The 12,851-nt window shown below is 45.4% G+C and carries 11 protein-coding genes; 8 read left to right on the top strand and 3 right to left on the bottom strand.

Features of this window, described 5'->3' with window-relative positions; all coding sequences use genetic code 11:
• Positions 1-23 precede the first annotated feature (23 nt).
• Together PN466_RS22535 and PN466_RS22540 are read right to left on the bottom strand one after the other, a co-directional pair.
• The gene (locus PN466_RS22535; RefSeq protein WP_271944217.1) at positions 24-2,477 is read right to left on the bottom strand and encodes a pentapeptide repeat-containing protein; all 2,454 of its coding nucleotides are present in this window, start codon (positions 2,475-2,477) and stop codon (positions 24-26) included.
• 104 nt (positions 2,478-2,581) lie between these two features.
• A complete protein-coding gene (locus PN466_RS22540) occupies positions 2,582-3,625 on the bottom strand; it encodes a pentapeptide repeat-containing protein (RefSeq protein WP_271944219.1) in 1,044 nt (347 codons plus the stop codon).
• Positions 3,626-3,702: 77 nt separating this feature from the next.
• Between PN466_RS22540 and PN466_RS22545 the strand changes: the two genes are divergently transcribed.
• The 8 genes from PN466_RS22545 (at position 3,703) to PN466_RS22580 (ending at position 11,100) form a co-directional block, all read left to right on the top strand.
• Complete coding sequence (locus PN466_RS22545; protein WP_271944220.1) at positions 3,703-4,578, top strand: SDR family oxidoreductase; 876 nt, start codon at positions 3,703-3,705, stop codon at positions 4,576-4,578.
• A 255-nt stretch (positions 4,579-4,833) separates the two neighbouring features.
• Positions 4,834-5,727 carry a Tudor-knot domain-containing protein gene (locus tag PN466_RS22550; protein WP_271944222.1) on the top strand — a complete coding sequence of 298 codons (894 nt, stop codon included), beginning with the start codon at positions 4,834-4,836 and terminating at the stop codon, positions 5,725-5,727.
• Positions 5,728-5,782: 55 nt separating this feature from the next.
• Entirely contained in the window at positions 5,783-6,403 is a 621-nt protein-coding gene (locus PN466_RS22555) for a restriction endonuclease subunit R (RefSeq protein ID WP_271944224.1), read from the top strand.
• Positions 6,404-6,547: 144 nt separating this feature from the next.
• Complete coding sequence (locus PN466_RS22560) at positions 6,548-6,874, top strand: DUF6825 family protein (protein ID WP_271944226.1); 327 nt, start codon at positions 6,548-6,550, stop codon at positions 6,872-6,874.
• Positions 6,875-6,987: 113 nt separating this feature from the next.
• Positions 6,988-8,673 (top strand): ABC1 kinase family protein, encoded by a 1,686-nt coding sequence (locus PN466_RS22565; protein WP_278003197.1) that lies wholly within the window; start codon positions 6,988-6,990, stop codon positions 8,671-8,673.
• A gap of 108 nt (positions 8,674-8,781) precedes the next feature.
• Positions 8,782-9,534: a PP2C family protein-serine/threonine phosphatase gene (locus PN466_RS22570; RefSeq protein ID WP_271944230.1), complete on the top strand. Its 753-nt coding sequence runs from the start codon at positions 8,782-8,784 to the stop codon at positions 9,532-9,534.
• A gap of 380 nt (positions 9,535-9,914) precedes the next feature.
• Positions 9,915-10,094, top strand: a complete 180-nt coding sequence (locus PN466_RS22575) for an NblA/ycf18 family protein (RefSeq protein WP_271944232.1) — start codon at positions 9,915-9,917, stop codon at positions 10,092-10,094.
• A 127-nt stretch (positions 10,095-10,221) separates the two neighbouring features.
• Complete coding sequence (locus PN466_RS22580; RefSeq protein ID WP_271944234.1) at positions 10,222-11,100, top strand: universal stress protein; 879 nt, start codon at positions 10,222-10,224, stop codon at positions 11,098-11,100.
• 53 nt (positions 11,101-11,153) lie between these two features.
• Here PN466_RS22580 and PN466_RS22585 read toward each other — a convergent pair whose 3' ends face one another.
• Positions 11,154-12,788 carry a serine/threonine protein kinase gene (locus PN466_RS22585; RefSeq protein ID WP_271944236.1) on the bottom strand — a complete coding sequence of 545 codons (1,635 nt, stop codon included), beginning with the start codon at positions 12,786-12,788 and terminating at the stop codon, positions 11,154-11,156.
• Between the last annotated feature and the right edge of the window lie 63 nt (positions 12,789-12,851).

A 12,851-nucleotide genomic window follows, 5' to 3' on the forward strand; every position in this document is an offset into this window, starting at 1 on the left:
ATATATCTTGAAGAACTAAAGGGTTAGAATTGCGCTCCGTTTAAATTGGCATCGCTTAAGTCTGCATGGGTTAAATCAGCGCCCTCTAACTGAGCATCAGACAAGTTGGCTCCCATGAGTTTGGCTTGCCTTAAATTCGCGCCTCTGAGGTTGGTTTGGCTTAAATTAGCGAAGATAAATTTAGTGCCTTGAAGTTGGGCGTTTTCTAGGTTGGATTCCTGGAATTCGGTGCGGATAAAGTTGGCTTGGGATAGGTTGATTCCCGGTAAATGAGCGCCTTTGAGGTTCATGCCTTGGAAGTTTCGATCGCCGGCTGTGTAGCGATCGATTACTTCGCTGATATCGGTGATGGAAAGAGAGCGCTGAGAGTGTTTTGGGAGGGTAAATGTGAGGGAATTTTCTGATCGCAGAAGTTGATACAGTTCTTGATAAAGCGGATAGTTCCCCACTCCACTAATTGTAACCCAAGCTCTGGTGCGAGTTAAGGCAATAAATAGGTGATTTCTGAGGGATAAATTGCTCTCATCTTGGGCAATATGATCCAGGGCGATCGCGTAAACCATGTCTGCCTCATTTCCCTTTGCTTTCTCAATTGATGAAACCGTCACACAGCCTTCACTCCAAAAACTATTTTTTGAGCCAGAATCCTGCTTTTGTCCAGGAAGATAGACATCTATCCCCTGTCTAAAGAGTGCCTCAACCACCATTGGCTCCAGTTGGCGAGTCTGAATTCGAGTCCCCAAAAGAATAACCAAAATATCCCGACTCGGTTTTAGTCCATCTTGGCGTAAATTTTGCCTTAAATGATAACCCAGATTCGCTAATTCTTCCTGGCGCGATTCATAAGCTTGAAACTCAATCAGCGCTGATGAGTCTAACTGACTGACTGGATTGAGATCGGTATCAAACGGACGAGTGAGGGTAATCGATTTTCCAGGCAATAGTTCTCCTTCCACTTTAAATCCTAGGGCTTGCCAATCGGACTTTTGACACAACTGAGTTAAACATCCTTGGGGGCGAAAAATGCCCATCGTAATGCCATAGGCAACCCTTAACACTTGCGCCGGAGTACGATAGGATTTACAGAGGATTTCGGTTTTGGCAATATTCCCTAAATGAGAGCCATTTAAAAGATGTCCTAACTCCGCGCCAAATAAATCGAGAACAGTTGTCATCTGTTGGGGATCGAGATGTTGATATTCATCCATTGTCCAAATCAAACGCCGTTGCTCCGGATATAAGGGATTGCAAGAGCGAACAGACTGGTAAGCTAACCAATAAAAGGGTTGCTTTTGTTCAAATTTAATGCTATCTTGGACTAAGAAATCCTGCCCCTCATCTATAAAAACCGCATCAAAAACTTGGGGTATTCTTCCTCGACGTAGAAGGTCAATACACACCTCAGCTAACGCTTCATGTGGCGCAGATCGTAAGGTATCAGAAACGGTATGAGGAGAGACTCCAGACAGACGAGATAAAAAGCGATAAAAACCGGGTTGTCCTTTGGCTCCCCAACCGTGAAAAACGCGCAGGTTTCGGTTGCGCGAAGAATAGCTGACTTGCCCCTCACTAAAATGGAGTAACCAGCGATCGAGTTGCTCGGTAATCGTTTGGTAAAGACTGCGGCTAAAGAAGACGATCGCGATTTTCCAATCTCGATGTTTCAAGTGCATGTGAGCTGCTTTTTGGCAGAGAATTACCGTTTTCCCCGATCCGGCAATACCGCGAATTCGTTGCACTCCAGGCGGAATAGTTTTGGCGAGAGTTTCCTGGGCTAAATCAAGTTGGGAAAACTGCTGCCTGGCTTTGGCTAAAATTTCGGCGCGACTGGGAGAAGGATATAAGCGCCATCGGTTACTGGAATTAGGTTGAAAAATGGGAGTCCCACTCATTAAGGACAGCAAAAGTTGCCATTGCTGTTCGCTTAGGGAGGTGCCTGGAGTTAGGGGACTGATGTTTTTAACGCGATCGCAAAATTGGGCAATGGCAGTTAAGCGCAGATGGTTTTCAAACAGAATAGGAGGAGCCGAAATGAGGCGATCGAATTGCTTCTCGTGCCACTGTTCTTGGGTAATATAAGGTAGGGCAACGATCGCCCGACTCATCAGACAAGACGTTAACCCGGGTTCTCGCTCGCACAATCTCAGAATCGCCCAAACCTGCTGCTCGGCTTGTTGATAGGGCGATCCGGTTTTCTGGTAAAATCCTTGATAGTGCCAACGATGACCGGTAATTTGGGCGATTTGGTGAATCCGTAAAGACTTCACCTCAATGACAACGATTCCCAATTGGCGATCGAGAATCAGAATATCCGGCTCTTTGCGGTGTTTTCCTTGGGCAGAAAACAGAGGATAGCGCCAATAGGCAAGACAGGATCTGTCGTCAAACGCATCCTGAACTCTTTCCCATACCCGAAACTCCCCTCGCTCTCCTCCATTTCCAGTAAATTCAGTGGTAATAAACTGCCCCTTCCCCATGGCTCAGTTATATGAAATCTTTAGATATGTGCTACAGATGATTAACACGGGGAGACGAAGATTGATGTATCGCCTGATTTTTGAAGTTTCATTGTTCATTGATATTACTCCACAATTGCTCCTTTATCGCGCAAATGTTGCTTCAGGGCTGAGGACAATTTCGGATTATCCTTAAAATAGGCTTGATTGACATGGGCTTTATCAATATTTGCCTGTTTTAAGAGCGTTCCCGTCAACTGGGCTTCCTCTAAATTGACATCAGTTAAATCCGAATTGGATAAATCCGCATTCGATAAATTGGCACGGGAGAAATTGGCGCGTTGCAAATACGCCCCAGATAAATTTGCCTCTTCCAAATTGGCATCACTCAGATCGGCACGGGGTAAAACCGTGCGTAAATCTGCCCCTTGCAAATTAGCGTACTGTAAATTAGCATCGCGCAAATTGGCATTACTTAAAATTGCTTTTTCCAGGTTGGCATGGCTTAACTGAGCATGGGATAAATCCGCTAAACTCAAATCTGCACCGCTCAAATTTACCTTTGTTAAATCTGCTCCAGCTAAATTAGCATAATGAAAATTCACCTCAGCTAAATTGGCTCCAGCAAAATCAGATAAGGGATTTAAACCTACCTGTTGGGCAATGTCTAACATATCTTGGTTTTGGGTTTGCCGTAATTGGTTGGCGATCGCCCATTGCTCCTGCAAACAGCGCTGTGCTTCTTCCCAATTTTGCATCACTTGATACACTTGACGCAGATTGAGTAACGCCTGTCCTTGCAGTCCTAAATTCCCCCATTTCCGAGTGAGTAGTAACCCTTGTTGATAAGAGTTCAGTGCTTGGGGAAAATCTTGCAAACGACTATAAGCATTACCCAAATTATTCAGGGCATTCTGTTGTCCTGGACGATCGCCAATCTCTTGCGCTAAACTCAAATGCTGTTTATAGTAGGCGATCGCTTCTTCAAGATCCCCTAAAGCCTGACTTACAGCCCCCAAATTCCCTAAAGCCGCCCCTTGGTGATGGAGATTACCCTCGGTATGGTAGAGCGATAATGCCTGCTCCCACAGGGTTTTTGCCCCTTGCAAATTCCCCCCTTGATACTCCTGAATTCCCTGCTTAAATAGCACGTCAGCATCCTGAGACATATGATAATCAGAATAAACTCAATCAAATTGACAATAATCAGATCGAAGACCTGGTTTTATTACTGTAGACAACTCCGATGAAAAAACTACTGATTACGGGCGCAAGTGGCTTTTTAGGTTGGAATTTCTGCCAAATTGCTCAATTTCATTGGCAGGTTTATGGCACGTATCACACCCATGCCCTCAGCTTACCCCAGATTCACCTCACTGCCCTGAATCTCCTGGACTTTTCTGCCCTAGAGTGCCTGTTTACAGACATTCAACCTGATGCCATTATTCATACTGCTGCTCAATCAAGTCCCAATTATTGCCAAACCCATCCCCAGGAAACCGATGCAATTAATATTCAGGCTGCTGTAGAAATTGCCCGATTCAGCGCCCAACGCCATATTCCCTGCGTATTTACCTCCACCGATCTTGTCTTTGATGGCACTGCTGCCCCCTACGGAGAAGCCGATCTCCCTTCCCCCATCAACCATTATGGACAGCAAAAAGTGAACGCAGAACAGGCAATGCGCCAGGAATATCCCCAGGTTACCATTTGCCGGATGCCCCTGATGTTTGGCGCAGCGCCTGCTCATGGTAGCAGTTTTATCCAACCCTTTATTAGAGTATTGAGATCCCATCAACCTCTCGCCCTCTTCACCGACGAATGGCGCACCCCTGTCAGCGCCACCACTGCCGCTCAAGGACTCCTTCTCGCCCTCAACCATCCAGGGGAACTATTTCACCTGGGAGGAAAAGAGCGCATTTCCCGCTATCAATTTGGGCAACTGATGGCAGAATCTCTACACTTACCCACGAAATTCATCCAACCCACCCGCCAACAGGATGTGCCCATGGCAGCTCGCCGCCCCCAAGATGTTTCCCTAGACAGCTCTAAAGCCTTTTCCCTGGGCTACAATCCCCCTTCCTTGCAGACACAATTACAGGCGCTCCAGGGGCAAGTTTAGAGGTTGAGAAACTCCTCTAATACTAGAGAGGCGATGTTTCTATTTCGGGTTTAGTATTGAGACTTTCAAAGCTGAACCATAAGCTTACTTTCTCATGAGACTGCTTGCAGAAGTCAGGAAATAGGAACCCGATTTCTGCCACATTGCCCTCTTCTCCCACAGTTTCCATAGAAATCTAGTTTATTGCCATCTTCCCCGATCCAAACCCAGCAATGGCGCTAAACTATCAACAGGGTTAATCATGAGGAAAAAATCATGGCAAAGTCAATTATTCAGCTTGTCGATGAGCTGCCCGAAGATAACATTACTGTCAAAGTTTTAAAAGCTCTCGATTTTGTTGCGCCGGGAGAATGGAATAATGTGATCGGATTTGATCTTACCATCACCCATTTTACCGGAGAAACTGACCCAAAAATCATTCAACGTATTCGCGATCGCGCCGCTGCTCTCTATCTCGATCCCGCCCAAGGCTATCAAGGGGCAGTCCAACTCTATCAGACCATTGATAAAGCCGATGTCGCCATGGGCACAGCCGCCTTAGCCAATAAGGTGAGTGAAAAGTTAAGTTTTCTCTCTTTTCTGGGCAACCTTACCCCCAAAGCCGAGACAACCCAAACCATTGATTTATTACTCAAGATTGTCGTCGAAGTGATTGCTTTTTGCAAACTCAATGGCATTCCCCAACCTAATCCCCAACTCTTTGCTAATTCTCTGGCTAAAAACTATCACAATGCTGGCTTAATCCGCATGGTTGCCTTGGTGTGTGAGGATCTCCGTGGCGAAGGAGAAATCGAGTTTTCCATCGGAGATATGGTTGAAGTTTGGGATAAAAAAGAAGAAGATTGGTATGAAGCAACCATCCGCAAAGTTAAAGTCAAAAAAGATAAACCTCGGTACTATGTTCATTATGTTGGCTCTGGGTCATCCGAGGATGAATGGATCAAAGAAAAGAATGTTCGCGCTGGTAATTTTGAAGAGGCTGATGATAATGGGTATGCCGTCGGTCAAAAGGTCAAAGTCTGGGATGACGATGAAGAAGAATGGTATACCGCCAGAATTCAAAAAATCGACGGCGCTCAATATCGAGTACATTATCTCGATGAAGATGACTTGAATGATGAATGGGTGGACTTAGACGAAATCTGTTAAGCAAAGGGTAAAACGCAGTTTTCTCTATTTCCTATTACCAGCGAAGCGCTATATTATGTCTACTCCTTTAGCCACACAAACGATCACCCTCAGAGAACTGATCGATCGCTTTGGCTTAACCTTAACCAAAGACGAGGAATTCTTTTCAGAATGGCAAGAAAATTTACCTGAAATTTCTCCGAGCGATCGCCAACTCCTCGATAAAGTCAAAGCCGGTTATATCAACCGACTCAACTCCCCTCCCTTACTCGAAAACGTAGTCAGGATGGCGATTTTAGACCCCATTCTATTTATCGGTGACTTCTATATCGCTCCCTTCTATGTCAAAAGTGAAGAACCGATAGAGATTAGTGCAGAAGACGAGGGGGTAATCATCAAAGGTCGAATTGATACCTTGATTTTGAAAGAACAATTTTGGATTGTGGCGATCGAATCCAAAAAAGCCTCCTTTTCCATCGAAGAAGCACTCCCCCAGATCCTCGTCTATATGCTCGCCAGCCCTCACCCCGAACGTCCCTGTTTTGGCATGATTGCTACAGGAGGCAGCTTTATTTTTGTCAAGCTAGTCCGGAGAGAAGTCAACCGCTATGCCTTATCAGATCTGTTCAGTATTCGCAATCGTGGAAATCAACTCTATGAAGTGCTACGAATCTTAAAACGCCTAAGTCAGTTATAGTGCTGGGTAAGGGTGAATCGAAGCCCATCCCTCTTGCCGGTTGCCTACTCAACCCAACCTGACAATTCTGGTCAATCTTCTGTATTCTGAAAGGAAGCAACGTTATTATAATTTTTGTAAACAAACTCTAATCCCAATCCTTCCATGAGTAACAGCCCTCTCCATGCCTTCTTTGTCGGTCGTGCCCTATCCGAGGCGATCGCCGAAGAAGTAGAATACACCTTAACTCATGCCCTCAGCAACTTCGGTAAAGCTGACGCAGAACAACAAGAACGGCTCAAAAACTTCCCGCAAATGGTCTTAGATCGAGCCACAGCCGCAGAATCAGCCGCCCGGACGGGAAACCCCTCTCCCGCTTCCCCAGTTGCCAATCCTCCAGCGCGCGATCTCCAAGAAACGCTTGATGATTTGCGGGCTGAAATTGCCCAACTACGCTCTGAACTGCAAAAATATCGCTCCCGTTCCACCTAAACCTCAATCCCAGACTTTCCTTAACCCAATCCATTCATGACCCACTGATGACCTCTGTATCTGCGCTCTCCGACGTATCCAACGATCCATCAGCTCTTTCCCCCTCCAGTAGCCTGGAACAAGGCTATAGCAGTAAATCCTATCGCTGGAATCGTCCCAAATATTCCCGAAACCGCCGTTTTGTCGATATCTGGAGTTTCTTCTGGCTCTTCCTAGGATCTGCGTGGCTCAATGGTAAAGCCTGGAGTTACCGAGGCGGTATGACCGAGGAAAAAATCCAAAAAAGACGGCGACAGCAAGCAATTTGGATTCGAGATACCTTCCTAGATCTAGGGCCTACCTTTATTAAACTCGGCCAACTCTTCTCCACCCGTGCGGACCTATTTCCCATCGAATATGTAGAAGAACTCTCCAAACTCCAAGACCGCGTACCTGCTTTTAGCTATGAAAAAGCGGAAAGCATTATCAAGGAAGACCTAGGAAAGTCCGTTCAAGACCTCTATAGCAATTTTGACCCCATCCCCATGGCGGCGGCTAGTTTAGGCCAGGTTCACCGGGCCCAACTCCATAGCGGTGAAGAAGTCGTGGTGAAAGTCCAACGACCCGGTCTCAGGCAATTATTTACCATTGATTTAGAGATTCTCAAAGGTATTGCCCACTATTTCCAAAATCATCCTGACTGGGGAAAGGGACGGGACTGGCTCGGCATCTATGAGGAATGTTGCCGCATTTTATGGGAAGAAATTGATTATCTCAATGAAGGGCGCAATGCAGATACCTTTCGGCGCAACTTCCGCCAAGAAAATTGGGTGAAAGTGCCCAGAGTCTATTGGCGCTATACCTCTCCCCGTGTCTTAACTCTTGAATATGCTCCAGGGATCAAAATCAGTCAGTACGATGCCCTAGAAGCAGCCGGATTAGACCGTAAAAATTTGGCTCATTTGGGGGCTAAAGCCTATTTAATGCAAATTCTCTACAGCGGGTTTTTCCATGCTGACCCTCATCCAGGGAATATTGCCGTCAGTGCTGAAGGGGCGCTAATTTTTTATGATTTTGGCATGATGGGCCAAATTCAAGCAGTAACCCGTGAAAAACTTTTAGATACCTTTTTTGGGATTGCCCAGAAAGATGGCAATCGAGTGATGAATTCGTTGATTGCGTTGGGCGCACTGGCTCCCACAGGAGATATGGGGCCGGTGAGGCGATCGATTCAATACATGTTGGATCATTTTATGGATCAACCTTTTGAAACTCAGTCTGTGAGTGAAATTAGTGACGATCTTTATGAGATTGCCTACGATCAACCGTTCCGGTTTCCGGCAACGTTTACGTTTGTGATGCGTGCTTTTTCTACCTTAGAAGGGGTAGGGAAAGGTCTTGACCCAGACTTTAGTTTTATGGAAGTAGCGAAACCCTTTGCAACAGAGCTTATGAATAGTGGAAATGGATCGGCAGGAAATAATTTGTTGGGGGAACTCAGTCGCCAAGCCACTCAGATGAGTAATACGGCTTTGGGGTTGCCCCGTCGTTTAGAGGATGCTTTGGATAAGTTGGAGCAGGGGGATATCCGGGTGCGGGTCAGAGCGACAGAGAGCGATCGCATCCTTAGACGGATCAGTAGTATGAGTTTGGTGAACACCTATGGTATCCTAATTAGCGGCTTGACTATTGCTGCGGCAATTTTGGTTAGTGCTGATAAACTAGGGTTGGCCGTAGTCGTCGCTGTATTGGCGATCGCTTTAGTGGTTATGTTATTCCGTCTGATGCGGCGAATTAATCGTTTTGATCGAATGCCTTAGTCCTAAAGTTACCGACCAGAGGTTACAATTAGACCGCCAGAGGTTACAATTAGAGGGGAGAAATCTCTTCATAGCCATCCCTTAGTTACTGTTTTGGTCAGAAAACTTATGAAACGCATCTTCACGGGTCTAACTGATACGGGGCTAGTCCGTTCTGTAAACCAAGATGCCTTCTATTATGACCCGGAAGGTCGATTTTTTATTGTTGCTGATGGTATGGGTGGCCATGCTGGTGGAGAAGAAGCCAGTAAGTTAGCCACCAAAACCATTGAAGAGTATTTATTAGTCCATTGGGACTCGGAGAAGTCTTCCGGTGAGTTATTGAAGGCAGCTCTATTGAAAGCCAATGATGCAATTGTTGAAGACCAGCGCCAATATCCTGAACGCTCCGATATGGGAACCACAGCAGTAGTGGTCTTATTCCGTCAATCTCAAGATCAGAACGTGGAAGAATCTTGGGTGGCTCACATTGGTGACTCTCGTCTCTATCGACTGCGCGGCCATAATCTGGATCAGATGACTGTCGATCATACTTGGGTTGCTAAGGCGATGGCTTCTGGAGTCCTCGATCAAGAACAGGGACGTACCCATCCCTGGAGGCATGTGTTATCCCAATGTTTGGGACGCGAAGATACCCAAGATGAGGATATTGATGTAGATTTGATCGAGTTACAAGGACGCGATCGCCTCTTGCTCTGTAGCGACGGTTTAACCGAAGAACTCCCCGACGGAACCATCGCTTCTACCCTCAAATCGATTCGAGCCTGTAAGTCTGCTGGAGAGAAATTAATCCAATTGGCTAAGGAAAAAGGGGGACGAGACAATATCACGGTGATTATTGTTGCCATGGACAGTGACTAGGCAGTGAATGGAAAGTAGGCAACAGGCAATAGGTAATAGGCAATAGGCAGTAGGCAGTAGGCAATTTCCCCCTATCTCCCCACTTCCATCCCAACATCTCTAGACAAAAAACTAGAGATTTGTTCGTCATGAGCATTTTTAGCTTTGTAAACTTGCTAAAACATCCCCAAGAAAAGCCAATGTGGTCAATCTGTCAAACATTTGTTATATTTTGTAATATTACTAGACGTGCTTAAGTATGAGGAAATGGGACGGATAGGAAATAGCTCAAACATCTTTAGAGACCAGTGTCTCCATGCTATTACCCATGACCCACGACCCATAACCAACCTACGTCGCACTATTCTCAGTCCTACTGAACCCAAATGGAGGAGTCTTCGATGAACGAACCCATGCAACTCACCCTAGAACAAGAATTTAATCTTCGATCTTTCCAAACCCAAGTCGAAAAAATGAGTCGCGAGCAAGCGCAAGAATTCCTCGTCAAGCTGTATGAACAAATGATGTTACGAGAAACTATGTATCAGCAATTTATCAAACACGAGTGGGGTTTAGATTAAATTAAGGACACCTTATCGTATCTATTGAGAACTAGAAGCTCAAGATTTGTTTGCTTGTGGGTCTAACTTCCACTTGAGAGTGTTAGGGTAAGGGAAGATTCACACCTCGGTATTACACTTACCCCTTATGTTCAAGCGTGCTTTAATCTCCACCGATTTATCCGATGGATTATACCGTCTAGTCAATTCAGTTCCCGCTCTAGCTCAAAGTGGTTTAGAGCAAATTGTATTTAACCATTGTGTAGCCTTAGAAGGAATAATTCCCAAAGCAGATAATGAAAAGATTGAATGGGCAAAATCTCGCTTATCTGTCCTGCGCCCGAATATCCCCGATAGCTTAGAAGTCAAGGGTGAAGTCGTTCCTTCAGTGAAACCCCATGAAACCATTCTAGATGTAGCCAAAAAACATCATTCCGATGTGATTATCATGGGAGCGAATATCCATACCTTCATGGATGAACAAGTTTTTGGCAGTACCAGTCGGAGTTTAGCCGAACATACGGAGATTCCGATCATGGTTTTACGACCCCAACTGATTTCCACCTATACGTCTGAAGAATTAAACCTGCGGTGTCGTTATCTATTTCGATATTTAATGCTCACCTATGATGGCAGTCCCAGCGCCCAATACTTGTTAAAACGAGTTAAAGATTATGCCCAAAACCGGCCGGCTAACTCCCTAGAAAAAGTACTGCTTGTTTGGGTTGTTGAAGAAGGCAGTCGCCGAGAATATAAAGATGTCAATTATGAATTAGAAAAAGCGAACACTGAACTCCAGAAAGTGAAGGAAGACTTATCAAATCTCGATTTAGAGGTCGAAATTGAAGTGCGTCAAGGGGAAATCATTCCCCAGATTTTTGAGTCTGCCTTGATGCATGATATTAGTGCGATCGCGGTTTCATCGAGTCGCAAAAACAAGATTCTAGAATGGTCTTCACCGAGTATCAGTAACAAAATCTTGCGGCGCAGTTGGCATCCAATTCTTTACTTCTCTCCTAGTCACTAGACTTCAAAACCACAATTTAGCCCTCCTAACTTAACGAGTTCCTTGCTATATTACTAAAAAGAAGAATCCGGGACTCCAGCTTCCAATTTCATCAGAATTTGGGGTTGGAGTTTTTCAAATTCTTTTTGCAGAAGTTCTTTACTACGAGTGGGTTGACCTCCCGCAATAGAATCACTGCCTGTAGCCCAATCTTGTAGCCTTTTCCGTTGCGAAAGGTTAACATTAATGCTGATGACATCTGCACAACGGCCAGGTTCCTCTAAGGGAAAAAACAATAAGCAGTAACGTCCCGTATGTGCTAATAGATTAGCTAAACGCTTACCCTTCTTGCTTTTGAGATCCATATAATACCTCAACCATATTGGCCCCTGTTTAGGATCGTACAAAACAGTAAGCCACAAAATCATCGGATGGGGAGAAACAGAATACAAAAAGTTCTTATAGGTTTTATTATACAATCGGCTAATTTGTCGTTGTTCAATTTCCTGTTTCTTAAGCATTGCCCACAATGTCACCACAGATTCCTTGGTCTGGGTTTGCAAGACTTGCGGAAAGACAATTTGAGCTAGGGGCTTGCCTTTGGGCCAAGTTTGTTCCCAACAGACCATATCAATGGCAGGTGTTGCCTCAATCACTTGTAGTTTTCCAGGGGCTTTTGTTGGGCTTGATCCTGGAGAAACTTCGGTTGGAGGGGTTGTTTTTACAGAGGGGGGAGCATTAATGGAAGCCGAGGAAGATTTTTTTTGAGCGGGTTCAGAAGCAGGCGAGGCTTTCCTGCCGTTTTCCGCAGGATTTGGGGAGGCATGGAGATTTTTCTCTAACTGCTCTAGGGTTTTAACAATATCTCCTGCACTTTGGGGCCGTTCTTTAGGCTTTTTGGCTAAACATCGGAAGATTAAGTGTTTTATCTCTGAAGGGAGTTTGAGGTAAGGAGCAACAGATTCAAAGGAGCGAGGGGTTTGAAAGTGATGTGTTTTATACCAAGCCCCAAAGGTATGAGTTTCCGCTGTCAAGGGCATATGACTGGTGAGCATTTGGAACATCATCACCCCTAAACTGTAGAGGTCGGAACTGCTGGTGAGTTCTTTGCCTTCCATTTGTTCGGGGGAAGAATAGGCTAAAGTCCCCATAAAACAGTTGGTTTGTCCGGCTGTCTCTTCTTGGAGGAGTTTAGCAATACCAAAATCGAGAACTTTCACCAGTTCTCCAAAACTGGAATCTTGGGTAACGAGGATATTACTGGGTTTGATGTCTCGATGGACGATGGGAACGGTTTTACCATCTTTTTGAATGCCTTCATGGGCACATTGTAAGCCAAGAGCAATTTGTCGAGTTAGGCTTAAGAAACGCTCTAGATTAATGTTGTCTTCGCGGATCACATCGCTGAGGCTGTCTCCTTGAAGATATTCCATGACGTAAAAGGGGATTTCGTCGGTTACTCCATAGTCCATAACGCGGACAATGTGGAGGCTATGTTGTCCGAGGAGGGCGCAAGTGGTGGCTTCTCGCTCGAAGCGATCGCGCATTTTTTTATTCAGTAGGGCTTGAGAGAGAAATTTAACCGCGACCAATACTCCGCCGACTCTCGCATCTTTGGCCAGGTAGACTTTCCCCATTGCTCCCTTACCAAGTAGTTCGACAAGCTCATAGCGATTAAATAGAATGCGGCCAATATTGGGGTCACTCATTAGATGTTACACCAGAATACTGGAATCAACTGGAATTCTTCCTATCGTTAATGACGGTATGGG

Origin of the sequence: Roseofilum reptotaenium CS-1145 (assembly GCF_028330985.1) — a bacterium.
GTDB lineage: Bacteria > Cyanobacteriota > Cyanobacteriia > Cyanobacteriales > Desertifilaceae > Roseofilum > Roseofilum reptotaenium.